Source organism: Pseudonocardia sp. OZ21 (genome assembly GCF_059359135.1).
This window is the reverse complement of record NZ_JCADBN010000005.1, coordinates 516079-539074: the sequence shown is the minus strand read 5'-3', so window position 1 is coordinate 539074 and position 22996 is coordinate 516079. Positions and strand designations below refer to the sequence as shown.

Below are 22996 nucleotides of genomic sequence, written 5' to 3'. Positions count from 1 at the left end.
CTGATTTCATGGCCACGAGCGCGGCCGAGTACGCCGTCGAGCTCACCAACATCACCAAGCGCTTCCCCGGCGTCGTCGCCAACGACGACATCCATCTCCGGGTCCGCCGCGGCGAGGTCCACGCCCTCTGCGGCGAGAACGGTGCCGGCAAGTCGACGCTGATGAAGATCCTCTACGGGATGCAGCAGCCCGACGAGGGCACGATCTCGGTGGACGGGCGGGTGGTCCGGTTCCGTTCCCCGTCCGATGCGATCCGCGCCGGGATCGGCATGGTCCACCAGCACTTCATGCTCGCCGACAACCTGACCGTCGCGGAGAACATCCTGCTCGGGGCCGAGGCGATGCTGGGCATCGGCGGCGCGGCCCGGCGCCGGATCGCCGAGCTCGCCGCCACCGTGGGGCTCGAGGTCGACCCCCGGGTTCTGGTGGAGCGGCTCGGGGTGGCCGACCGGCAGCGCGTCGAGATCATCAAGGTGCTCTACCGCGGTGCGCGCACGGTGATCCTCGACGAGCCCACCGCGGTGCTGGTGCCGCAGGAGGTCGACGAGCTGTTCGACACCCTGCGCACGATGCGCGCCGACGGTTTCACGTTCCTGTTCATCTCCCACAAGCTCGACGAGGTGCGCGCCATCGCCGACTCGATCACGGTCATCCGCCGCGGCACGTCCGTCGGCACGGCCGACCCGACCTCGGTGACCAGCCGCCAGCTCGCCGAGATGATGGTCGGGAGCGAGCTGCCCAGCCCCGAGACCCGCGACTCCACGGTCACCGACCGCGAGGTGCTCCGCGTCGACGGGCTGGAGCTGCAGGCCGAGTCCGGTGCGCGTCCCCTGCTCGCGGGGATCGACCTCGTGGTGCACGCCGGTGAGGTGCTGGGCATCGCGGGTGTCGAGGGCAACGGCCAGACCGAGCTCGTCGAGACGATCATGGGGATCCGCCGGGCGAGCGCAGGCACTGTCGTGCTCGCGGGGACGGACCTCAGCCACGCCAGCACGCTGGAGCGGCGCGAGGCCGGGATCGGCTACGTGCCCGAGGACCGCACGCGGCACGGCATCCTGGCCAGCCAGCCGCTGTGGGCCAACCGCATGCTCGGCTACCAGAGCAGGCCGCCGGTGTCCCGGGGCGGCCTGCTGGGCCTGCTCGACCGGGCGGCCGCCCGGCGCGACACCGAGCGGATCGTCGCCGAGTTCGACGTCCGCACGCCGAGCGTCGACGTGCCGGCCGCCGCGCTGTCGGGCGGCAACCAGCAGAAGCTCGTGGTCGGCCGGGAGCTGTCGGGCGATCCGGTGCTGCTCATCGCGTCGCACCCGACCCGCGGGGTGGACGTCGGGGCGCAGGCGGGCATCTGGGAGGAGCTGCGCAAGGCCAGGGCACGCGGCCTCGCGGTGCTGCTGATCAGCGCGGACCTCGACGAGCTGATCGGGCTGTCCGACACGATCAAGGTGATGCTGCGTGGAGCGCTGGTCGCCGACGCCGATCCCGCCACCGTGACGCCGGAGGATCTGGGTGCGGCGATGACCGGCGCCGACGACGGGCGAGGAGCGGTGGCATGACGCGCATCCGGACGGTGCTGCTGCCGCCTGCCCTGGCGATCGTCTTCGCCGCGTTGCTCTGCGCGGTCGCCCTGCTGATCAGCGGCGACTCCCCGCTCACCGCCCTGCGGGTGATGATCACGCAGGTCGGCGAGGGCACGACGGCCGTGGACATCGTCAACAGCGGGGCCGTCTACTACATCGCCGCGCTCGCCGTCGCGATCGGCTTCCAGATGAAGCTGTTCAACATCGGTATCGAGGGCCAGTACCGGCTGGCGGCCTGTGTGGCCGCGATCGTCGGCGGTGCGCTCGTGCTGCCCCCGGTGGTGCACACGCTGGTGATCATCGTGGTCGCGGCGGTGGTGGGCGCGGCGTGGGCGGGCATCGCCGCGCTGCTCAAGGCCTACCGCGGGGTCAGCGAGGTCATCTCGACGATCATGCTGAACTTCATCGCGACCGGCCTGATCGCGTTCCTCATCAAGCCCGACTCGTTCGGCGTGCTCCAGGGCAACAACATCTCCACCGCCCCGATCGAGCCGAGCGGGCAGTTCCCGGGCATCTCCTTCGGCTCCGGCGGCACGCTGTTCGGGATGGTCGGCGTGGCCGCGCTGCTCGGGCTGGGCTACTGGTTCCTGCTCAACCGCACGCGGTTCGGGTTCGAGCTCAAGGCATCGGGGGAGTCACCGACCGCCGCCACGGCGGGTGGGGTCGACGCCCGCCGGATGGTGATCATCGCGCTGGTGCTCTCCGGTGCGGTTGCCGGGCTCGTCGGGCTGCCCGAACTGCTCGGGCGCGACTTCGCCTACACGCTCACCTCGCCGCAGGGCTACGGCTTCACCGGGATCGCGGTCGCCCTGCTGGGCCGCAACCATCCGCTGGGCATCGCGCTCGGGGCGTTGCTGTGGGCGTTCCTGGACAAGTCCGCGCTCGCGCTGGACAACGTCGGGGTGCCCCGGGAGATCGTGCTGATCATGCAGGGATCGGTGGTGCTGTCCGTGGTCATCGCGTACGAGATCGTCCGGCGCTACGAGCTGGCGGCCGAGCAGCGCAGGGTCGCCGCTCAGCTACGGGACACCGCGGCTGCCGAGAAGGCGACCGAGAAGGTGCCGTCATGACGACGCTCCGCACCGCGCCGGTGACGTCGCCGCCTCCGGCCGCACCGGCCAAGCGGCGGATCCCGGCCTGGGCGCGCGTGCTGATCGTCGTGGTGGTCGGGGTCGTGATCCTCTCGGTCACCGCCACCCTGACCGGCCAGTACCAGCTCACCTCGCGGGGCACCACGCAGGCTGCGGTGCTGCTGCTGCTCCCCATCCTGTTCGCCGGGCTCGGCGGCCTGTGGAGCGAGCGGTCGGGGATCATCAACATCGGCCTCGAGGGCATGATGATCCTCGGCACCTGGGGCGCGGCCTGGGCCGGATACCAGTGGGGGCCATGGGCCGCGGTCGCGGGCGGCATCGTGTTCGGGGCGCTCGGCGGCCTCCTGCACGCCGTCGCCACGGTGACGTTCAACGTCAACCACATCGTGTCCGGGGTCGCGATCACGCTGCTCGGCATGGGCGTCACGAAGTACCTCTCGACGCTGCTGTTCGAGCCGATCTCGCAGAACCCGCGCCAGTCCCCACGGGTCGAGGCGTTCGACACGTTCTCCGTGCAACCGGTGGCCGACGGGCTGGCGTCCGTCGAGTCCCAGCAGCGGGTGCTGCTCTCCGACGTGGCGGGGCTGCTCGGCGGCCTGGTCAGCGGGCTCACGCCGCTCGTCATCATCGGGTTCGCGCTCGTCCCGATCAGCTACCTGGTGCTGTGGCACACGCGCTTCGGCCTGCGGCTTCGGTCGTGCGGGGAGAACCCGGTGGCCGCCGAGTCGCTCGGCGTGAAGGTGGCCACCTACAAGTACATCGCGGTGGTCACGTCGGGCGCGCTCGCCGGGCTCGGCGGGGCGGCGCTCACGCTCAACCCCGGGCAGCTGGGCTACCTGGAGGGCCAGACCGGCGGCCGCGGGTACATCGGGCTCGCCGCCATGATCTTCGGCAACTGGCGCCCCGGTGGCCTGCTCGCCGGTTCGGCGCTGTTCGGCTACGTCGACGGCGTCCAGCTGCGGGCCGGTGGCGAGGCCGTGCACGGCCTGCTCTACGGGGCCACGATCCTGGCGGTCGGGCTCGCGCTGCTGTGGGCGGCGCGGCGCCGGTGGCGCGCGGCGCTGATCGCGGCGGTCGCGGGTGCCGCGGTGTACGCCGTCTATTTCTCGATCGACACGGTGCCGCGGGAGTTCGCGGCGTACGCACCGCAGCTCGTCACGCTGCTGGTGCTGGCCGTGGCGTCGCAACGGCTACGACCGCCTGCCGCCATCGGGGTCGAGTACCGGCGAGGCGAAGGTGACTGAGCCCGACTGGGACGCCCTGCGCGCGGCCGCCGTCGCCGCAGCCGGTTCGGCCTACGCCCCGTACTCACACCTGCAGGTCGGGGCGGCGGCCCTGTGCGACGACGGCCGGGTCGTCACGGGATGCAACGTGGAGAACGCGTCCTACGGGCTCGGCCTCTGCGCGGAGTGCACGATGGCCGGGCAGCTGCGCCTGACCGGCGGCGGCCGGTTCACCGCGGTGGCGTGCCGGTCGGGCACGGGAGACCTGCTCATGCCGTGCGGGCGGTGCCGCCAGATCCTCTACGAGTTCGGCGGCCCGGACTGCCTGGTCGACACCCCGCGCGGCATCCTCCCGATGCGCGAGGTCCTACCGGACGCGTTCGGCCCGGACGACCTGCCGCCGCGCTAGGCGGGGCTCGTGGCGGGCAGGCCGGCCAGCGCGTCGCTGATCTCGCCCACGAGGTCGGCCAGCTCGGCCGGCCGGGACAGGAACGGCGAGTGGCTGGTCGGGAGGTGCCGGACCAGGTCGGGCTTCTGCGGCAGCCGCTCCGTCAGCACCTTCGGGTCGCACCGCGGTCGGCTCGACGTCCGGTGGGAGGCCGTGTTCGACGGCCGGTGCCGGCTCTCCGTCGAAGGGCTGGCCGAGCCGCTGCACCTCACCCGGGGTGATACGTACCTCGTCGTCGGCAGACGGCCTTGCCGGGTGGGCAGTGATCTCGAGGCCGAGGACGTGCCGGGAGTCGCCCCGCTGGACCACTTGCTCCGGCTGCGCATGCACTCCGCGGCCCGCGCGCTGAACGAGACCCGACCGCACGATCGCCGCCATCGCTGCCGAGGTCGGGTACGGCACCGAGAGCACGTTCAGCGTGGCCTACAAGCGCGTGATGGGCGCGTCACCGAGGGAGCATCGCATCCGGATGGCGGCTCGGGTCCTCGGCGATCACCTGGCAGCTACGAGGGACGCCAAGCACGCCCCGGCCGCGCTCAGCTACTGAGCTTGTCCGGCAGGGCCGTCAGCTCGGCGCTGATCTCACCGATCAGGTCGGCGAGTCCGGCGGGCCGGGACAGGAACGGCGAGTGGCTGGTCGGGACGTGATGGACCAGGTCGGCCTTCGGCGGCAGCGTCTCCGCCAGCACCGGGGGGAAGATGCGGTCCTCGTCGCAGACGATGAACGCCGAGGGGAGCCGGCGCCAGGCCTCGCGCGTGAGTGGCTCCAGGAACGACGCGGCGCTCTGCGGCCGCAGCCTGGCCACGGCGGCCTCCGCGAGGTCCGCGGGCACGTCCGCGTACATGAGCGCCCCCGAGCTGTCGGGCACCGGCAGCAGCGGCGTCTCCTCCGGATCGAACCACGGCCCGCCCGTCGGCCCGACGACGGACTCACCGACGTCGAGCATGTGGGCGGCCAGGTAGACGAGCTGCGTGACCTGGGGGACGGTGTCGGCCACCTCGGTGACCGGCAGGCCTCCGTAGGAGTGGGCGAGCACGGTGATGGGGCCGTCGATGCCGGCCAGGTGCTCGCGGACGACCTCCGCGTCGCGGTACATCCCGGCCTCCGGATCGCCCGAGGCGCTCGGCAGGTCCACCGTGGAGGTCCGCCAGCCCCGGACCGCGAGCTCGGGGACGAGCAGCTCCCAGGCCCATGCTCCGTGCCATGCGCCGTGCACCAGCACCAGCGTCCGTCCACGTGCCGCGTCGGCGACCACGGGCCACTCCTCGTTCTCGGTTGTCGACCACGGCCCGTCCGGGCCGCCCTTCACCGACGCTAGGTGGGGGCCCGCGTAGGGTCCATTTGCCGATGTCCGTCGTCCCTTCGTGATCGTCCGGAGCTGTGGTGGACCCCCTGGAGCACGTACTGGCGCTGCTGAGCGTCGAGGGGATGGTGTCGGTTCCGCTCCACGCAGGCGGACGCTGGGCGATCGCGTTCAGCGGGCGGCTGGACATCCGGTGCGAGGCGGTGGTCGAGGGCGCCTGCTGGGTCACCGCCGAGGGCCGGGACGAGCCACTGCGCGCCGAGCAGGGCGACTGCTACCTCGTGGTCGGCAGGCGGCGTTACCGGCTGGGCGGCGACCTGGAGACCCCGGCCGTCCCGGCTGTCGCGGTCTACCGTGCCCCCGACGGGACGCGCCGGCCGGATCCGCGCGTAGGTTCCGGGCACGACACCACGCTGGCGGGCGCCGGCTTCACGTTCGACGTGCACGCGGCACCTCTGCTGCTCGACGTCCTGCCGCCGGTGGTCCACATCCCCGCGGAGTCCGGGGACGCCGCCGCCCTGCGGGCGACGATCGGCCTGCTCGGCGACGAGGTGGGCGGCGACCGGCTGGGCCGGGCGGCCATGCTGAACCGGCTCTCCGCGGTGGTCCTGCTGCAGGCGCTTCGGGCGTACGCGGAGGCCGACGGGTCGGCGACCAGCGGCTGGCTGGGGGCGTCGCTCGATCCGCAGATCGGTGCCGCGCTGCGCGCGATGCACGCCGACGTCGCCTATCCGTGGTCGGTGCCCGAGCTGGCCGGGATCGCGCGCATGTCCCGGTCGACCTTCTCGCTCCGGTTCAAGGAGGCCGTCGGCGCCTCCCCGGCCGACTACGTGCTCCGGGTGCGCATCCACACCGCGGCCCGGGCGCTGCGAGAGACCGGGCGGACGGTCGCGTCCATCGCGGCAGGGGTCGGCTACGGCAGCGAGAGCGCGTTCAGCGTGGCGTTCAAGCGCGTCATGGGCCGCTCACCGGGGCAGCACCGGCTGCAGGGCGCCCCCCGCGACATCGGCCCGGCCCGGGCGTCCTGAACCGGGATCGCGCCGGAACCGGGATCAAGGAGGAACGGAATTGCCGAACGCCATCGACGTCATCACCGCCAAACGGGACGGGAGGCGGCTGTCCGACGACCAGATCGACTGGGTACTCGCGGCGTACACCCGCGGGGAGGTCGCCGACGAGCAGATGGCCGCGCTGGCGATGGCGATCCTGCTGAACGGCATGGACGCCGACGAGATCGCGCGCTGGACGCAGGCCATGATCGACTCGGGTGACGTGCTCGCGCTCGCGGACGTCGGCAGGCCGTTGGTGGACAAGCACTCCACCGGCGGGGTCGGCGACAAGATCACGCTCCCGCTGGCCCCCCTCGTCGCCGCGTGCGGGGCCGCCGTGCCGCAGCTGTCCGGGCGGGGGCTCGGCCACACCGGCGGCACGCTGGACAAGCTGGAGTCCATCCCGGGCTGGCGCGCCGCGCTGTCGCTGGACGAGATCGCCGCACAGCTCTCCGACGTGGGCGCGGTGATCTGCGCGACCACCCCGACGCTCGCCCCCGCCGATCGCAAGCTCTACGCGCTGCGCGACGTCACCGGCACCGTCGAGTCCATCCCGCTCATCGCCAGCTCGATCATGAGCAAGAAGATCGCCGAGGGCACCGGCGGTCTGGTGCTGGATGTCAAGGTCGGGTCCGGGGCCTTCATGAAGACCGAGCCGCTGGCCAGGGAGCTGGCCGAGACCATGGTGCGGATCGGCGGCGCCCACGGCCTCGCGACCACCGCGATCCTCACCGAGATGTCCGTGCCGCTCGGGCGCGCCGTCGGGAACGCCCTCGAGGTGGCCGAGTCCGTTGAGGTGCTGCGCGGCGGGGGCCCCGCCGACGTGGTCGAGCTGACCGTGGCACTGGCCCGGGAGATGCTGGCGCTGGCCGGCATCACCGGGGTCGATCCGGCCGTGGTGCTCTCCTCCGGCGCCGCCTACCCCGTGTGGGAGCGGATGATCGCAGCGCAGGGCGGCGACCCGTCGGCACCCCTGCCGGCCGCGACGCACGTGGAGCCGGTGCTCGCCGAACGCTCGGGCGTGCTGAGCAGGGTGGACGCCATGGCCGTCGGCGTGGCGGCGTGGCGGCTGGGAGCGGGCCGGGCCCGCAAGGAGGACGCGGTGCAGGCCGCGGCCGGGGTGCTGCTGCTCGCCGGACCGGGCGATGAGGTCGAGGCGGGACAGCCACTGCTGGAGCTGCACACCGACACCCCCGACGCGGTGCCCGGGGCTCGTGCCGCACTGGCCGACGGACTGGTGATCTCCGACGAGCCCGTCACCCGCGGCGCCCTGCTGCTGGACACGATCCGCACCCGGTGAGCACGGCCGCCCCGGCCTGATCGGTCCGAAACCCGCGGATCCGCCCCCACAAGGGCGGATCCGCGGGTTTCGCGGCGATCATGCGCCCGCCGCGAGATCCGGGGCGGTGGGCCGTCAGTCGTCCGGGTCGTCGTTCACGATGTCGCCGACCGACGCCCCGTTGGGGGACTTCACGACGACCTTGCGCGACTGCCGGCGCTGCGCGGGGCGGGGCGGCGGGGGAGGCGACTGGACGGCGGCGCCGCGCCCCAGGATCAGCTCCGCGAAGGTGGCCATGGCCTCGTCGAGCTGGCCGGCGTTGCGCCGCTCGGACTCCTCGTTGGCCTGCTCCACGAGCGTGCGGACCGAGTGGGAGTCGGGCCGGGCCACCAGCGCGGCGTCGAGCTTGCCGAGCTTCTGGTCGATCTCACCGCCGAGGGAACCGAGACGCCCGGACAGTCCCTCCTCGAGGGAGTCCAGCCGGGCGCTGACGGTCTCGAGCCGCTCGGCCAGCGACCCCAGCCGCGTGGCGAGCCCGTCGAGCGGCTCCGTGGGGTCGACGGCGGGGCGGGCGGCCAGCTCCTCCAGGCGCCGGTGCAGCCCGATGCTGGTGTCGCCGAGGAGGTTGCGCATGCCCTCGTCCGACTCGTCCATGGCACGGACGGCGTTGTCGAGCTGCTCGCGGACGGTGCGCTCGATCCCGTCGATCCGCTCCTTGATCGGGGTGCCGACCGACGACGGCATCGCGTCGAGGCGCATCTCGTGGCGGTCGAGGCGGTTGTCGAGGTCGTCGAGGCGCTTGTGCAGGCCCCCGAGACGGTCGTCGAGCCCGTCCATCCGGCCCGACACGCCCTCCAGCCGCCCGGCCATGCCGTCGAGCCGCCCGTCCAGCTGGGCGATCGGCTTGGCGATCTTGTCGGGTAGCGCCTCGACGGCCCGCATGACGGCGGCGATCGCGGCGTCCTGGGCGTCGAGCTTGGCGACCGTCTCGTCGAGGCGCTCGGCCAGGACACTGACCTCGGTGCGGTCGGGCAGCTCGGTCATCCGCTTGCGGATCGTGCCCAGCGCGTCGAGTGCGGCGAGCCGGGCGTGGATCTCGTCGAGCGAGTCGAAGATCTGCTGCTGCTCGCTGTCGCGGATCTCCGCGGCTCGCATGAGCATGCCGCGCATACGGTCGAACGACAGTGTGGAGTCATTGCTCATGGCGGCGGGGAGCTTCCTCTGAGCCGGACAACGGGGAGTGCCGTGCGCACTGAGGGTAGCGACCCGTGTTGATCACCCCCTCGGCGCTCCCCGATCGGAGGCCGTTAGCCCGTTCGGAGCAGTATGGAGGGCTTTCGCTCACCCACCGCAGCCGGGAGTCGGGCCTCGTGAGCGGGGCCGACTCCGCCGTGGACGTCAGGTCCTGAGGTAGGACGCGCCGTTGACGTCGACGATCGCGCCGACAGCCGACTCCGTGCCCGGCGACGCCAGGAACACGATCACCCTGGCGATCTCCTCCGGGGTGGCGGCCCTCCCGAGCGGGCTCTGTGCCCGTACCGCGTCGCCGTCGGGTCCGTGCAGGTAGGGCGCTGCCATGTCGGTCTCGACGAAGCCCGGAGCGACCGCGGTGACGTAGATGCCGTGCGGCGCCAGCGCCTGCGCGAGCGACTGGCTGAAACTGTTGAGCCCGGCCTTGCTCGCCCCGTACGCGGGGTGGTCGGGCTCCCCGCGGAAAGCGCCCCGCGAGGTGATGTTGACGATCCGCCCGCCCCCGTTCTCGACCATGTGGGGGACCACGCAGTGCACGAGGTTGGCTGGTCCGATCAGGTTGGTGTCGATGGTCTCCCGCCAGGCCTCCTGCCACGTCGCGTAGCCGGTGTCCAGTACCGGGTGCCGGGTGTAGACACCGGCGTTGTTGATCAGCACGTCGACCCGTCCGAGGCGGTCGACCACCGACCGCACGAGGTTCTGCACCTGCGTGGGGTCGGCGACGTCGGCCTGGAGCGCGATGTGCCGGCCGCCGCCGAGCGCCGCGAGCACCTCCTCGGCCGCGTCGCGATCCTGGCGGTACTGGATCGCGACCGTGGCGCCCGCCGCGGCGAACTCGAGGGCGGTGGCCCGGCCGATACCGCGGGAACCGCCCGTGACGAGCACGACAACGCCATCGAAGGCCATGGAGATCAGCATGTCAGGCCGGTGCGGGATTGAGCGGAGGGGCACCGGGGAAAGATCACCCGTGCCCGATGCCGACGAGGACCGCTCCGTGCCCGCGCTGGCCGAGCGCTACGAACTCGGGGACGTCCTCGGTGCCGGTTCCGCTGCGACGGTGTACCGGGCGGTCGACCGCCACTCGGGACGACCGGTCGCGGTGAAGCTGTTCGACCCGCAGGTGTCCCGCCCGCGCCGTCCGGGCCACGTGGTGGAGGCGGCGGCGTTGGGCGAGCTGCGCCACCCCGCTCTCGTCGAGCTCTACGCCACCGGCGCGGACAACGGCCTGGCCTACCTGGTCATGCAGCTGGTCGACGGGGAGACGCTGTCGGAGCGCATCGCCAGGGGGGCGGTGCCGGTCGGGACGGCCGCGGCCATGGGGGCACGCCTGGCGGACGCACTGGCGCATGTGCACGAGCAGGGTCTGGTGCACCGCGACCTGAAACCCGGCAACGTCCTGCTCGACGCCGATCAGCGGCCCTACCTCGCCGACTTCGGGGTCTCCCGGCTCATCGACGCAACCCGGGTGACCGCGACCGGGTTCGTCGTCGGCACGCCGGCGTACATGGCTCCCGAACAGGTCCGGGGCCAGGTGGTGGGGCCGCCGGCCGACGTCTACGCGCTCGGCCTGATCCTGCTCGAGGCGGTGACGGGCAGGCGCGAGTACCCGGGCGACGTGGTGGAGTCCGCGGTCGCGCGGCTGCACCGGCGGCCCGCGGTTCCCGCGGGGCTCCCGGCCGACCTGCGATCGCTGCTGACCGCGATGACCGCCGACGACCCGGACCAGCGACCCACTGCAGCCACCGTGGCGGCCGAGCTCACGGCGTCGGCCGGGGACACGGTGGCCGGCCTGACGGGCTCGGCACCAGGTCCGAGCCGCCGGTGGACGTGGCTTGCTGCGGCCGCCGCGAGTGCCGTGCTCGCAGCGGGGGCGCTGGTCATGACCACGGCCACGGACACCCCCGCGACGCCCCGAGCCGCCGCCGACGGTCCGTCCTCCCCGCCCCCCGCTGCGCCGGTCGCGCCGGTCGTGGTGGCACCCCTCGCAGCGCCACGAGCGGCGCCCCCGCAGGCGGGGGCCGCTGTGCTCACCGCTGCTGCTCCCCGTCCTGTCCCGACCCGCTCGGCGACGGCCGCGGCCGAACGGGTCGCCGCGGACAGCGATGCGCAGCGATCCCGGGACGCGCGGTCGGGCTCGACGCCCCCGGCCGGCCGGCCCGACGACCCCGATACCGGTCGCCCCCGCCCGGGGGCGGGCAGGGGCACGGCCGAGGACGACGGCGACAGCAGCGCGAAGAACAACAGCGGTGCCACGAACCGCCGTGGGGCGGAGAACCGGGGCGATGCCGCGGATCACGGCGGCAGCAAGGGCAGCGGCAAGGGCAGCGGCAAGGGCAGCAAGGGCGGCAAGGGGAAGTGAACCACCCGGCTGGGTCGGACGGCCGACAATCCGATCGGCTCCGCCGACCCGGCGTGTTGCGCGTGCCGCTACGGAAGGCGGCGGACGCGGCCCGCGCGGCCGTCTCCCGACCGGTGACCGCCGCCCGAAGCTCGCGTACCGGATCGGGCACCCGCGCGACGGCGCTCGTGTTCTAGCGTGACGGGGTGCCCGTGCCGCTGAACATCGACTCCGTCCGGGACGCACCGAAGGTGCTGCTCCACGACCATCTGGACGGCGGGCTGCGGCCCGCCACCGTCGTCGACCTCGCCGACGCCGCCGGCTACGCCGGACTGCCGAGCACGGACGCCGAGGAGCTGGGCAGCTGGTTCCTCGCCGCCTCGCACTCCGGCTCGCTCGAGCACTACCTGGAGACGTTCGGGCACACCGTCGGGGTGATGCAGAGCGTCGACGCGCTGGTCCGGGTGGCAGCCGAATGTGCCGAGGACCTGGCCAGCGACGGCGTGGTCTACGCCGAGGTGCGGTTCGCTCCCGAGTTGCACGTCGAGCAGGGCCTCGCGCTCGACGCCGTGGTCGAGGCCGTGCTGGAGGGGTTCCGGGTCGGTTCGGCCCGGGCCGCCGAGCGCGGCAGGCGGATCCGCGTGGGCTGCCTGCTCACCGCCATGCGGCACGCCGCCCGATCCCGGGAGATCGCGGAGCTGGCGGTGCGCTACCGGGACCTCGGAGTGGTGGGCTTCGACATCGCCGGTGCCGAGGCCGGGTTCCCTCCAACCCGTCACCTCGACGCGTTCGAGTACCTGCGCCAGCAGAACGCGCACTTCACGATCCACGCCGGGGAGGCGTTCGGCCTGCCGTCGATCTGGGAGGCGTTGCAGTGGTGCGGTGCCGACCGGCTGGGCCACGGCGTGCGGATCGTCGACGACATCATGCTGGGCGCCGACGGCACCCCCCGGCTGGGCCTGCTTGCCGCCTACGTGCGTGACAAGCGCATTCCGCTGGAGATGTGCCCCACGTCCAACGTGCACACCGGCGCGGCCAAGTCGCTGGCCGACCACCCGATCGGCCTGCTCACCGAGCTGCGGTTCCGCGTCACGGTCAACACCGACAACCGGCTGATGTCGGACGTGTCGATGACCAGCGAGATGGCGGCGCTCGCCGACACGTTCGGCTACGGCTGGGCCGACCTGCAGTGGTTCACGGTCAACGCGATGAAGTCGGCCTTCCTCGGCTTCGACGAGCGGCTCGCGCTGATCAACGACGTGATCAAGCCGGGCTACGCGGCGCTGCTGGCCTGACGGCCCGGCCGTGCGGGTGGGTCAGTGCACGGTGAGGCGCGCCGTGAGCTCCTCGACCAGCTCCCGGAACCGCGCCGCCTCCGCGTCGAACGGCGGGCTGGGCGCGAGCCGGGTGGGGTCGGGCTTGATCACGAACGAGACGAGCCAGCCGAGCGCCTGCGACTCGGCCAGCGCCTCACGGGCGTCGTCGTCGCCTGCCCACTCGCCCACGTCCAGCAGCAGCTCGACGGCCAGCTCCAGCTGGGACGGGTCGACCGTGAGGGTGCCCTCGGCGATGTCGTCGTCGAGCCCGGTGAGGGTGTAGGCGTTCAGCTCGTCGACCTCCACCTCCAGCTCGCCGACCGCCGCCCGCTCGACGACCTCCGACCACGTGGAGGCGGCGACGAGGTCGTGCCCCTCGGCGCCGTCCTCGCCGATCCAGCGGGCGAGCGCGCGCTCGGTGGTGAAGACGTCGATCTTGCCGTTCGAGCCGAGGAAGACCGGGGCGTCGTCGAGGTAGCAGCGCAGCGTGACGTACTCGCCGTCGCGGGTGGTGATCCGGACCGGGTCGATACCGACCTCCTCCCAGAAGCCGGCGGGCTCGTCGTCCTCGCTCTCGTCCCGGTCGTCGCCGACGGTGGCGATCACGGGCTCGTCGACATCGTCGACGACCACGACCTCCTTCTCCGCCGCGGCGAGGGCCGCCGAGTCGACGTCGGGGGTGACGACGAGGTCGTCGAGCGCGTCGATGACCTCGTCCCACCGCTCCGCGACCGTGTCGACCAGCTGCGTCCACAGCCGCGCGCCCTCACGCCCGACGAACGGCAGGGTGCCCTGGCGCAGCAGCCCGAAGGCAGGCGCCGAGTCGACGACCTCGGTGACGACGTCCAGCTCGCAGACGTCGGCGATCGACCGCACCATGTCGGTGATCTCGGCGAGCTCGCTGATCGTCCAGGTGTCGGGGTCCTCGGCCACGAGCTCCGGCACGCCGACGATGTCGTAGCGCTGGGTCTCCTCCGGCGTCAGCTCGGCGACGGTCAGGTCCGGCACCACCGACCACGCCGGGTGGTCCACCAGGTCGTGTTCGGGGGCGGTGCGAACGAACGCGGCGAGCTGGGCGACCTCGGCAAACGCGAAGAGCGCTTCGTCGTCGCCGAGGAACGCCTCCCACTCCTCGCCGTCCTCGCGCCACCGCGGGGCCCACAGGGTGACGAGGTCCCCCTCGGTGAGGGAGAGCTGGATCGGGACGATGTCGCTGGCCACGACGAAAGGGTAGGCCGCTGGCGGGTCAGCGCCCGACCGGGTGCCAGACCGTCTTGATCTCGGTGTAGCACCGCAGCCGTGCGATCCCCGGCGGACGCAGCGGATCGGGCTCCGTGGCGGGCCGGGGCAGCACCCGTTTGACGGTGTCGGCCGCGGCCCGTTCGAGGTCGGTGGTCAGCTCCGCGGGGGCGCCCGCCAGGTCGAGCGCGTGCACCTCGGCGTGGGCGGCGAGCCACGGCGCCAGCTCGGCGACGTGGCCGGTGAGCACGTTGGCGACCCCGCCGGGGAGGTCCGAGGTGGCGAACACCTCGGCGAGCTCGATCGCAGGCAGCGGCCGGTTCTCCGACGCCACGACGACGGCGGTGCACCCCGTGGCGAGCACCGGGGCGAGCACATCGACCAGCCCGAGCAGCGCCGACGACTGTGGCGCGAGCACACCGACGACGCCGGTCGGCTCGGGGGTGGACCAGTTCACGAGCGGACCGGCCACCTGGTTGACCGAGCCGAGCACACCGGCGATCTTGTCGGTCCATCCGGCGTACCAGACCCAGCGGTCGATCGCCGCGTCCACCAGCGCCGTCGCCCGCTCGCGCGGCACCCCCTCGGCCTCGGCCACCACGTCGACGAACCGGTCGTGGCGGCCCTGCAGCATCTCGGCGACGCGGTAGAGCACCTGCCCGCGGTTGTAGGCGGTGGCTCCCGACCAGCCGCCGAACGCGGAACGGGCGGCGCTCACGGCGTCGCGGACGTCCTTGCGGGACGCGAGCGCGGCGTGCGCGAGGAGCGCGCCCTGCGCGTCGCGGACGGGGTAGCTGCGGCCGGACTCCGACCGCGGGAACGCGCCGCCGACGTAGAGCTTGTAGGTCTTGGCGACACCGAGGCGGCCGTCGACGGCGGCGGGCTGACTCATGCCGCCGAGCCTACGGCCGGGACCCCCCGATCACGCCGCGCGAGTCGCCCATTCCGCGCACGCGAGTCGCCCGTTTCCTCCGCGTGAGTCGCCCGTTCTCAGCGCGCCTTGCGTGGGATGAGGCCTGCCTCGTGGGCCAGGATGGCCGCCTCGACCCGGTTGCGGACCCCGAGCTGCCGGAAGATCCCGCTCACGTAGACCTTCACGGTGCCCTCGACGACGTGGATGTGCTCGGCGATCTCGGCGTTGGACAGCCCGGATCCGAGTAGCCCGAGCACCTCTCGTTCACGGTTGGTCAAACCGTCGAGCTGCCGCGCGGCGCCGAGGTGCGACCCGGTGGCGGCGAGGTGGTCGATCACCCGCCGGGCGACGGACGGCGAGAGGTAGGCCGCGCCGGAGGCGACGGCACGCACCCCCGCGATGATCTCGGTGGGGTCGCCCGTCTTGAGCACGAAGCCTCCCGCTCCCTCTCCGAGCGCCCGGGAGATGTAGGTGTCCTCGGCAAAGGTGGTCAGCACCAGCACTCCGGTGCCGACGGTCAGCCGGCGGATCTCCGCCGCGGCTTGGATCCCGTCGAGCCGCGGCATCCGGATGTCCAGCACGGCGACGTCCGGGCGGTGCGCCAGCACCAGGTCCACCGCATCGCGCCCGTCCTGCGCCTCGGCGACGACCTCGACCTCCGGCGCCGCGGCGAGCACGGCCCGCACTCCGACGCGCACGACGGCCTCGTCGTCGGCGAGCACGACACGGATCATGCCGCCATCCTGGCCCGTCACCGTGCGCCCCGGACGAGCTCGTCCTTGCTCACCAGCCGGCCGTCCCGGAAGCAGAGCCGGTACAGGTCGCTCCCGCGTTCGTCGAACGGGTTGGGGTGGGTGCTGTAGTGGCGGCAGGCCGAGCCGGCAGGCGGCGGCGTCACACCGCCGGGCTGGTCGACCCGCGTCTCGGCGGGCAGCAGCAGGGCGATGGACGGCTCGTCCTGCCCGATCGTGAGCCGCGCGTAGTCGGCGGGTTCGAGCACCGACGTGGCCGCGTCGACGACCATGTAGGCCATCACGCAGGCGACGACGCCGGCCGACACCCCGGCGGTGACGAGGATCGTCCGGCGCCCACTGCGCCGGACCTGCAGCTCGGCCTGCCTGCGGTGCAGGTGAGTGGCCGTGGCCGGGCCCGCGGGGGTCGAGGGCCGGTGGGGGACGTGCGCCGTGACCTCGTACCCGCCGTCGGCGCGCCGCCCGGCGTCGAACCGCCCCCCGACGAGCCGCACTCGTTCCGCGAGCCCGAGCAGGCCGTACCCACCGGTGACCGCGCGTCCGGGCGGCTCGGCCGCCGCCGCGTTGGCCACCCGCACGACGCTGCCCTCGCCGGTCTCCTCGATCCGGACGCTCACGCCCGCCCCAGGGGCGTGCTTGACGGCGTTGGTGAGGGCTTCGGCGACCACGCGATGGATCGTCCGTGCGATGACGGGGTCGTGGTCGCGCGGTGGGTCCGTGACGAGATCCACGTCCAGCCCCGACGTCCGGCTCCGGGCCACGAGTTCGGCCACGGACTCGCCGGGACTGTCGGGGCGGGCCTGGTCCGCGCGAAGCACGCGCACGGCGTCGGCCAGCCGTTCGGCAGCGGTGGTCACGGCCGCGCGGGCGCCACCGGCCGCCGATCGATGCGCCGGGTCGAGCCCGGCGTCCAGCTCGAGCGCCCCGATGCGCAGTGCGGCGTGCGCGAGCTCGTGGCCGAGCAGGTCGTGCATCTCGCCGGCCAGCCGGGCCCGTTCGCGGTTCCTGGCCCTGTCCTCGGCCAGCCCGAGCTCCCGCTCCACCCTTTCCGCGTGCTCCCAGCCGGCCCGCACCATCTGCATGTACTGACGCCGGTACCGGCCGATCGTCCAGGGCACGACCGCGAGCACGGCCACCGCGGCGACCGTCCCGAGCGCGGCGTCACCCCCGCCGCCGAGGGCCAGCGGAGCCGCAGCACCGGTCGCGGTGGCCGCCAGCAGCACCATCGCGCCCGCGGTGCCCGCGGTCGCGTTCCGGCCTGCCACGAAGCTGACCGCCACCAGGCCTCCCGCGAACGCGATCACCCCGAGCGTGCTGTTCAGCTCGGCCCGCGACAGGAAGGTGACCTGCCACGCCGCCACCACCAGCGCGAGCGCCGCGACCGGCAGGCGGTGCACGAGAGCCGTGGCGACGCCGAGGACGGCGAGCCCGGCGAGGGCCTCGGCTACCGAGAGCCGGCCGTCCCACGGTCCGACCGCGGCCGCGAGCACCGGCACTGCCGTGATCGTCCAGAGGGCGAGTGCGCGCACGCCCATCAGTGTCGCGGACGCCGTCTCAGGCGCGTGGGCGTCGAAGGCGAACCGTCGGCGCATCTCCCGCTCCCGCATCGCCCACCAGCCACCCCGCCGCGGCCCGGTTCCGGGCCCGGGTGATGACCGGAGCCAGCAGACGTGCCGGTACCGGGAGGACGAGGGCCACGGCTGCCCCGAGGAGGAGGCCGGCGATCACTTCGTGCGGATAGTGCACGCCGACGACGACCCGTGAGGCTGCGGCGAACAATGCCATGCCGATGGCGAGGAAAGCGAGGCGCCCGCCCGTCCAGGCGAGAGCGACGGCGGCCGCTGCCGCGACCGTCGCGTGATTGCTGGGAAAGGACCAGTCGCCGTACTCGGGGCACGCCGCGATCGTGGCCAGGCCGCCGAGCGTCCGGCACGGACGTTCGGCCTGCCACAGCTCCTTCGCCGTCTCGCTCAGCAGGTACGCCATCACCGTCACCGCAGGCACCAGCAGCCCCCGCGCCATCAGCAGCGGTGGGCCGGTCCGCGCGCGCCACCACGCCGCCACGAACATCGCGGCGAGTACGACGGCGACCGCCTCGCCGGCGACCACCACGACTACGTGGAACACCTCGGGGCTCGCCGCAGCCGATTCGACGATTTGTCGATACCATTCCGCGCTGATATCGGGCACATCCGGAATTCCGGTGCCGTCCGGAATCGGCTCCACGAGCGCGTTCATCACGGGGAGAACGCTATTCATCGGGGCCGGTCGACCGCCGTCGTCGGAAGCGTCGTGCTGCCTCTGTCGTTCGTCAGGGTCGAGCACCTGACGATCGACAGGGCGGCGCGGCTCAGGCGGGCAGGTCGAGCCGGACGAGCTGCGCGCGGGAGGTGACGCCGAGCTTCGGGAACGCCTTGTACAGGTGGTAGCCCACGGTGCGCGGGCTGAGGAACAGCTGCGCCCCGATGTCCCGGTTGCTGAGCCCGGCGGCAGCGAGCCGGACGACGTGGCGCTCCTGCGGGGTGAGCTCGGTGAGCAGGTCGGGGCCCGGCTGCGCGTCGGCGCGGCTCTCCCCGGTGGCCCGCAGCTCGGCCCGCGCGCGCTCGGCCCAGGGGCGGGCGCCGAGCTCCTCGAACGTCTCCAGCGCCGACCGCAACGGTGCCCGGGCCTGTGCCCGGTGCCTGCCCCGTCGCAGCGACTCCCCGTGGAGAAGCTCCGTGCGGGCTCGTTCGAAGGGCCGTGCCCCGTCGAGCCGGTGGAGCGCCACGGCCTCGGCGAAGAGGCGTTCGGCCCGGTCACCGCCTTCGACGAGAGCCCGGCAGCGCAGCGCGACCGCCTGCGCCCAGTCCTGCCCGACGTGGCCCGCCCACCGATCGAAGCGCGCGGCCGCGTCGCGGGCGAGCTCCGGGCGGCCTGCGCGGGTCGCCGCCTCCACGAGGTCGGGCAGCGACTGACGACGGCTCGGGTGCGCGACGAGCTCGGTGAGCCGGTCGGCGGCGGTCTCGAACCGGCCGAGTCCCACGTCCAGGAGGCTGCGCGCCGCCGCTGCCGCCTCGGAGAAGCCCCGCGGCTTCCGTCGCCCGTCGAGCTCGGAGAGGACGGCCGCCAGGCGCACCTCGTCCCCCTCGACGGCCGCCAGTTGCGCCGCCACGGCCACGAGCTCTCCGACGGCCTGCTCGTGGCCCGCGTCGCGGGCGAGCTGCAGCCCCTCGGCGGCTGCGGCTGCCGCGTCGTGGCGGTGGCCCAGGTGCCACCGGCCCGCGGCCAGCACGGCCAGCACCCGGGGCAGCACGCCGTGCGCGCCGCGGGTGCGGCAGTCGCGCTCGGCGGAGGCGGCGAGCTCGTGGGCGGTGACGTGGTCGCCGAGTGCGAGGTGCCAGGCCGCGAGGGTGGCGCCGACCCGCGGCGATCCCGGACCATGGCAGACCACCAGCTCACGCAGGCCCGCGACCGCGCTCGGCAGTGCGGTGTCGTCGGAGTCGGGGAGCTGGGCGAGCGCCACCGCGGCCAGCGCCCGGACGTGTCGCGCGTCGCCGAGGCGGTCGGCGGCGGCCACCACCCGCTCGATCATGCCGCGGTCCCGAGCCGACCATCCCGCCTCGACGGCCCACATGAACATCTCACCGGCCGGCCCGGGCGCGACGGCCGCCGTGGGCACCGCCGCCTCCATCAGCAGCCGGTGCGTCTCCTCCGGCCGGTTGACCTCGTCGGCGAGCCGGGCGTGGATCAGCGCGAGCCGCGCAAGCTGCGCACGGCCTGCCACGGGCCGTGCGGCGTCGACCGCCAGGGTGGACGCCCACTCGCGGTGGCCTGCGTCCGCCGCGGCCTCCGCTGCCGCGGTCAGCCGGTGGGTCCGCCGGGCCGGGTCGGGACTGAGCGAACCGGCGCGTTCGTACGCTGCGGCCGCCCCCTCGTTGCTGCCCCGGTCCGCTGCCCCGCGCGCGCTCTCCTCGAGCGCGGCGGCGACGTCCTCGTCGGGCCCGATGCTCGCGGCGGCCCGGTGCCAGTTGCGGCGGTCGACGTCGGGACGCCCGTCGAGCACGTCGGCGAGCGCGCGGTGGGCCTCCTGCTTGCCCACCACGGTGGCACTGCCGTAGGCGGCCGTGCGGATCAGCGGGTGCTGGAAGCCGAGGCACCCCTCCTGGAACATGAGCAGGCGCGCGCGTTCCGCCGCCTCCAGATCGGCCAGGGAACAGCCGAGGCGTTGCGCCGCCGCGAGCACCACCCCGGTGTCGCAGGTGTTGTCGGCCGCCGCCACGAGCAGCATGGTGCGGACGCTGTCGGGCAGCGCCGCGATCCGGGCGGCGAACTCCCGCTCCACCGGACTGTGGGTCGGCGCCGACCCGCCGCGCCCGGCCTCGGGCGGACCGAGCGGGTACACCGGTGACCGGCCCGCGCGGTGCGCCGCGGGCAGCTCGTGCAGGGCGAGCGGGTTGCCTGCCGCCTCGCGCAACAGCTGTTCCCGGATGTGCCGTGGGAGGTCGCCGGCCCCGGAGTCCAGGACGTGCCGGGCGGTCGCCTCGTCCAGCCGGGGCAGGGTGAGCTCCGCCAGCCCCGGGCCCGGGAACGCGGGGGCGTGCCCGGTACGCGCCGCGAAGATCAGCACCACGGCCTCGGCGTCGAGGCGGCGCGCGACGAACAGCAGCACCTGCGCCGAGGCGCGGTCGAACCAGTGGGCGTCGTCGAGCAGGCACAGCACGGGCCGCTGCGCCGCCAGCTCGGCGAGCAGCGTCAGCACGGCGAGGCCGACCAGGAACCGGTCGGGCGCCCGTTCCGTCGTCGCCAGCCCGAGCGCCGCGCGCAACGCGCCCGCCTGCGCCTCGGGCAGCTCGTCGACGCCCGCCATGTTGTCCTTGAGCAGCAGGTGCAGGGCGGCGAACGGCAGCTCCGTCTCGGTCTCGACGCCCGTCCTGGTGAGCACCAGCATGTCCGGCGCGGTCGTGGCGGCGTGCCGGAGCAGGGTCGACTTCCCGATCCCGGCCTCACCACGGACCACCAGCGCGGCGCTGCGTCCCGCGCGGGCGGTGTCGAGCAGGCGCTGCACGCCTGCCGTCTCGGCGGCCCGGCCGGGGAGAGCGCGGTGGCCCGGCGCCGCGGCCACGTTCTTCATCGGGCCCCCTCCGCCTCGGGCCGGGTGGCTCCCGACGAGGCGGGTACCAGCAGCACGAGTAGCCCGATGCCCGCCGCCGCGGTGACCACGACGACGCCGGCGCGGAAGCCCGCCGCCCCGCCCCCGGCCACCGTCCAGGCCAGCGCGGTCACCGCCGGGGCGACCGTCATCGCGACCGTGCGCACCGTCATGCCGACGCCACCGGCCACCCCCTCCGACCCGGCCGGGGTGCCGGCGAGCAGTGCGGTGTTGATCGCCGGGTTGAACAGCCCGGACCCCACACCGAGCAGGATCAGCCGCCAGGCCAGGTCCGCCAGTCCGGAACCGGCGTCCAGCGTGAGCATGGAGAGCATCGCGACCACGGTCACCGCGCTCCCGACGATCGCGACGACCCTGGTCCCGTAGCGGTCGGACAGCAGGCCCGCGAGCGGGGAGATCGGTGCCATCGCGCCGACCACGAACAGCAGCGCCACCCCGGTGACGTCCGGCCCGTCGCCCAGCACGTCGGCCACGAAGTACGGGAGCAGGAACGCGATCAGGCCGCCGGTGAAGGTGGTCGCGAACAGTGCGAGCAGCGTGCCGGCGAACGAGCGCCCGCGCACCAGCGCGATCACCGGCCCCGACTCCGTCAGCCGGGCCCACCACAGCCCGAGGCCGACCGCCGCCACCCCGAGAGCGGCGGCGACGAGCGGCTGCCCGTCCACCGCGTCCAGCGCGAGCAGCAGCGTCGCCACCGCACCCCCGAGCAGGAGCGCCTCGCGCACGAGTGCACCGCTCGGCCGGGGCAGGCCGCGGTCCGGGGTACGCGGGATGCTGCGCAGCCCGATCCACAGCACGACGGCCGCCAGCGGGATCTTCATCAGGAAGACCTCGCGCCAGGTGAACACGTCGGCCACCAGCCCGCCGACGGGCATGCCCACCGTGGCGCCGATCGTCATGATCGTGATCACGAACCCGATCGCCCGGCCCCGCTGTGCCGGGCGGACGCTGCCGCTGATGATCGGCATGTACGCGGCCACCACGAGCGCACCGGCGATCCCCTGCAGCAGGCGGCCGACGACGACCAGTGCGAAGGACGGAGCGAAGGCCACCAGCACGCTCGCCAGTCCGAGGCCGGTCAAGGCCAGGGCGAAGACCGCGCGGACGTCCGCGCCGTCGGCCCAGCGCCCGGCCGGAACGGACACGGCGGCCGACGGCAGCGCGTAGGCCAGCAGCACCCACGCCGTCGCCGCCGGGGACACGCCCAGGTCCGCGCCCATGCCGGGGAGGGTCACCGCGGGGATCGTCATCTCGGAGGTGACCATCAGCATCGCGAGACCGAGCGCCACCACCGGCGGCCAGCTCGTCCGGCCGGGTTCTACCGCTCTCGTGACCATCGTCGTCCCCTCTGGGCGGATCGGGACTCGGACGTTAGGAGTTGAAGTTGAGTCGAGGTCAAGTTCGATCACCCGGTGACGTACGGGCGGGCGGCACGGGCGTCGCGCAGGGCCACGGCCCACCAGGCGAGCTGGTCGAGCAGTATCTTCGCCGCCGCCGAGCACTCTGCCTCATCGAGCGGCCGGGCGTCCTCGCCGAACCGGGCCCACGCGCCGTGGAAGCTCACGGTGTCGCGCACCGTGGTCGCGTGGACCTCGGCGAACACCGGCCGCAGGTGCTCCACCGCACGCAGGCCGCCCGACATCCCGCCGTAGGACACGAAGGCCACCGGCTTGGCCTGCCACTCCCGCCCGTACCAGTCGACGAGTGTCTTCAGCGGCGCCGGATAGCTGTGGTTGTACTCCGGCGTGATCACCACGAACGCGTCGGCGGCCGCCAGGCGCGGCGCCACGGCCGCCACCTGTGGCGGCGCCGGCTGCCCGAACCCGGTCAGCCGGTCCGGCAGCGCGGCGTCGGCGAGGTCGAGCACGTCGACGTCCATGTCGGCGTGCTGCGTCGCCTCCCCGACGAACCAGTCGGCCACCGTGGGCCCGAACCGGCCCTCCCGTGTGCTCCCGATGATCACCACCAGGCGCAGTCGCTCGTCGGTCATGGTGGGCTCCTTCCCCTCGTCGCTGTTGATGCGAGGGACGCTAGGAGCGAGGAGGGACCCACCGAATCCGTCACGTG

The 22996-nt window shown here is 73.7% G+C and carries 21 protein-coding genes; 9 read left to right on the top strand and 12 right to left on the bottom strand.

The features are described from left to right. Positions 1 to 8 precede the first annotated feature (8 nt). The 4 genes from AC5L35_RS15585 to AC5L35_RS15570 are packed head-to-tail and all read left to right on the top strand — an operon-like array spanning position 9 to position 4300. Positions 9 to 1553, top strand: a complete 1545-nt coding sequence (locus tag AC5L35_RS15585; RefSeq protein ID WP_495060333.1) for an ABC transporter ATP-binding protein — start codon at positions 9 to 11, stop codon at positions 1551 to 1553. Further along, on the top strand, positions 1550 to 2647 hold the full coding sequence (locus AC5L35_RS15580; protein WP_495060332.1) for an ABC transporter permease: 1098 nt from the start codon (positions 1550 to 1552) through the stop codon (positions 2645 to 2647). Before AC5L35_RS15585 ends, AC5L35_RS15580 begins: the two co-directional genes overlap by 4 nt. Further along, complete coding sequence (locus AC5L35_RS15575; protein WP_495060331.1) at positions 2644 to 3912, top strand: ABC transporter permease; 1269 nt, start codon at positions 2644 to 2646, stop codon at positions 3910 to 3912. Before AC5L35_RS15580 ends, AC5L35_RS15575 begins: the two co-directional genes overlap by 4 nt. Further along, positions 3905 to 4300: a cytidine deaminase gene (locus AC5L35_RS15570; protein ID WP_495060330.1), complete on the top strand. Its 396-nt coding sequence runs from the start codon at positions 3905 to 3907 to the stop codon at positions 4298 to 4300. Before AC5L35_RS15575 ends, AC5L35_RS15570 begins: the two co-directional genes overlap by 8 nt. On the opposite strand, the gene AC5L35_RS15565 is transcribed toward AC5L35_RS15570, so the two are convergent. Beyond that, entirely contained in the window at positions 4297 to 4449 is a 153-nt protein-coding gene (locus tag AC5L35_RS15565) for a hypothetical protein (protein ID WP_495060329.1), read from the bottom strand. The two genes, AC5L35_RS15570 and AC5L35_RS15565, sit on opposite strands and share 4 nt — an antisense overlap. A 257-nt stretch (positions 4450 to 4706) precedes the next feature. Here AC5L35_RS15565 and AC5L35_RS15560 point away from each other — a divergent pair, with 257 nt between their 5' ends. Continuing rightward, the gene (locus AC5L35_RS15560) at positions 4707 to 4886 is read left to right on the top strand and encodes a hypothetical protein (protein WP_495060405.1); all 180 of its coding nucleotides are present in this window, start codon (positions 4707 to 4709) and stop codon (positions 4884 to 4886) included. On the opposite strand, the gene AC5L35_RS15555 is transcribed toward AC5L35_RS15560, so the two are convergent. Continuing rightward, positions 4876 to 5595 carry an alpha/beta fold hydrolase gene (locus AC5L35_RS15555; protein WP_495060328.1) on the bottom strand — a complete coding sequence of 240 codons (720 nt, stop codon included), beginning with the start codon at positions 5593 to 5595 and terminating at the stop codon, positions 4876 to 4878. The genes AC5L35_RS15560 and AC5L35_RS15555 overlap by 11 nt on opposite strands. A gap of 125 nt (positions 5596 to 5720) precedes the next feature. Between AC5L35_RS15555 and AC5L35_RS15550 the strand changes: the two genes are divergently transcribed. Together AC5L35_RS15550 and AC5L35_RS15545 are read left to right on the top strand one after the other, a co-directional pair. Then, positions 5721 to 6671 (top strand): AraC family transcriptional regulator, encoded by a 951-nt coding sequence (locus AC5L35_RS15550; RefSeq protein WP_495060327.1) that lies wholly within the window; start codon positions 5721 to 5723, stop codon positions 6669 to 6671. Between the two features lie 40 nt (positions 6672 to 6711). Then, a complete protein-coding gene (locus AC5L35_RS15545) occupies positions 6712 to 7992 on the top strand; it encodes a thymidine phosphorylase (RefSeq protein WP_495060326.1) in 1281 nt (426 codons plus the stop codon). 114 nt (positions 7993 to 8106) lie between these two features. Here the strand turns inward: AC5L35_RS15545 and AC5L35_RS15540 are convergent, their stop codons facing one another. Both AC5L35_RS15540 and AC5L35_RS15535 read right to left on the bottom strand, forming a co-directional pair. Then, on the bottom strand, positions 8107 to 9174 hold the full coding sequence (locus tag AC5L35_RS15540; RefSeq protein ID WP_495060325.1) for a PA containing protein: 1068 nt from the start codon (positions 9172 to 9174) through the stop codon (positions 8107 to 8109). Positions 9175 to 9369: 195 nt separating this feature from the next. After that, the gene (locus AC5L35_RS15535; RefSeq protein WP_495060324.1) at positions 9370 to 10128 is read right to left on the bottom strand and encodes an SDR family NAD(P)-dependent oxidoreductase; all 759 of its coding nucleotides are present in this window, start codon (positions 10126 to 10128) and stop codon (positions 9370 to 9372) included. A 61-nt stretch (positions 10129 to 10189) separates the two neighbouring features. Here AC5L35_RS15535 and AC5L35_RS15530 point away from each other — a divergent pair, with 61 nt between their 5' ends. Beyond that, complete coding sequence (locus AC5L35_RS15530) at positions 10190 to 11581, top strand: serine/threonine-protein kinase (protein ID WP_495060323.1); 1392 nt, start codon at positions 10190 to 10192, stop codon at positions 11579 to 11581. A 185-nt stretch (positions 11582 to 11766) separates the two neighbouring features. Then, complete coding sequence (locus AC5L35_RS15525; protein WP_495060322.1) at positions 11767 to 12855, top strand: adenosine deaminase; 1089 nt, start codon at positions 11767 to 11769, stop codon at positions 12853 to 12855. A gap of 21 nt (positions 12856 to 12876) precedes the next feature. On the opposite strand, the gene AC5L35_RS15520 is transcribed toward AC5L35_RS15525, so the two are convergent. From AC5L35_RS15520 to AC5L35_RS15485, 8 genes are all read right to left on the bottom strand, one after another. After that, the gene (locus AC5L35_RS15520; RefSeq protein ID WP_495060321.1) at positions 12877 to 14097 is read right to left on the bottom strand and encodes a SatS C-terminal domain-containing protein; all 1221 of its coding nucleotides are present in this window, start codon (positions 14095 to 14097) and stop codon (positions 12877 to 12879) included. 25 nt (positions 14098 to 14122) lie between these two features. Next, positions 14123 to 15007 (bottom strand): aldehyde dehydrogenase family protein, encoded by an 885-nt coding sequence (locus AC5L35_RS15515; RefSeq protein WP_495060320.1) that lies wholly within the window; start codon positions 15005 to 15007, stop codon positions 14123 to 14125. A 98-nt stretch (positions 15008 to 15105) separates the two neighbouring features. Then, complete coding sequence (locus tag AC5L35_RS15510; RefSeq protein WP_495060319.1) at positions 15106 to 15762, bottom strand: response regulator; 657 nt, start codon at positions 15760 to 15762, stop codon at positions 15106 to 15108. 17 nt (positions 15763 to 15779) lie between these two features. Then, a complete protein-coding gene (locus AC5L35_RS15505; protein ID WP_495060318.1) occupies positions 15780 to 17372 on the bottom strand; it encodes a sensor histidine kinase in 1593 nt (530 codons plus the stop codon). Further along, positions 17335 to 18018, bottom strand: coding sequence for a phosphatase PAP2 family protein (locus AC5L35_RS15500; RefSeq protein WP_495060404.1), 684 nt, complete (start codon positions 18016 to 18018; stop codon positions 17335 to 17337). Before AC5L35_RS15500 ends, AC5L35_RS15505 begins: the two co-directional genes overlap by 38 nt. A 112-nt stretch (positions 18019 to 18130) precedes the next feature. Next, positions 18131 to 20890 (bottom strand): ATP-binding protein, encoded by a 2760-nt coding sequence (locus AC5L35_RS15495; protein ID WP_495060317.1) that lies wholly within the window; start codon positions 20888 to 20890, stop codon positions 18131 to 18133. Continuing rightward, positions 20887 to 22266 carry an MFS transporter gene (locus AC5L35_RS15490; RefSeq protein ID WP_495060316.1) on the bottom strand — a complete coding sequence of 460 codons (1380 nt, stop codon included), beginning with the start codon at positions 22264 to 22266 and terminating at the stop codon, positions 20887 to 20889. The genes AC5L35_RS15495 and AC5L35_RS15490 overlap by 4 nt, the downstream gene beginning before the upstream one ends. A gap of 68 nt (positions 22267 to 22334) precedes the next feature. Further along, positions 22335 to 22919 carry an NADPH-dependent FMN reductase gene (locus AC5L35_RS15485; RefSeq protein ID WP_495060315.1) on the bottom strand — a complete coding sequence of 195 codons (585 nt, stop codon included), beginning with the start codon at positions 22917 to 22919 and terminating at the stop codon, positions 22335 to 22337. Between the last annotated feature and the right edge of the window lie 77 nt (positions 22920 to 22996).

Excerpts from the sequence above, each read along its gene's own strand:
- AC5L35_RS15585 (WP_495060333.1), top strand. The coding sequence starts at position 9 with ATGGCCACGAGCGCGGCCGAGTACGCCGTCGAGCTCACCAACATCACC.
- AC5L35_RS15580 (WP_495060332.1), top strand. The coding sequence starts at position 1,550 with ATGACGCGCATCCGGACGGTGCTGCTGCCGCCTGCCCTGGCGATCGTC.
- AC5L35_RS15575 (WP_495060331.1), top strand. The coding sequence starts at position 2,644 with ATGACGACGCTCCGCACCGCGCCGGTGACGTCGCCGCCTCCGGCCGCA.
- AC5L35_RS15540 (WP_495060325.1), bottom strand. The coding sequence starts at position 9,174 with ATGAGCAATGACTCCACACTGTCGTTCGACCGTATGCGCGGCATGCTC.
- AC5L35_RS15535 (WP_495060324.1), bottom strand. The coding sequence starts at position 10,128 with ATGGCCTTCGATGGCGTTGTCGTGCTCGTCACGGGCGGTTCCCGCGGT.
- AC5L35_RS15515 (WP_495060320.1), bottom strand. The coding sequence starts at position 15,007 with ATGAGTCAGCCCGCCGCCGTCGACGGCCGCCTCGGTGTCGCCAAGACC.
- AC5L35_RS15510 (WP_495060319.1), bottom strand. The coding sequence starts at position 15,762 with ATGATCCGTGTCGTGCTCGCCGACGACGAGGCCGTCGTGCGCGTCGGA.
- AC5L35_RS15505 (WP_495060318.1), bottom strand. The coding sequence starts at position 17,372 with ATGCGCCGACGGTTCGCCTTCGACGCCCACGCGCCTGAGACGGCGTCC.
- AC5L35_RS15500 (WP_495060404.1), bottom strand. The coding sequence starts at position 18,018 with ATGAACGCGCTCGTGGAGCCGATTCCGGACGGCACCGGAATTCCGGAT.
- AC5L35_RS15495 (WP_495060317.1), bottom strand. The coding sequence starts at position 20,890 with ATGAAGAACGTGGCCGCGGCGCCGGGCCACCGCGCTCTCCCCGGCCGG.
- AC5L35_RS15490 (WP_495060316.1), bottom strand. The coding sequence starts at position 22,266 with ATGGTCACGAGAGCGGTAGAACCCGGCCGGACGAGCTGGCCGCCGGTG.
- AC5L35_RS15485 (WP_495060315.1), bottom strand. The coding sequence starts at position 22,919 with ATGACCGACGAGCGACTGCGCCTGGTGGTGATCATCGGGAGCACACGG.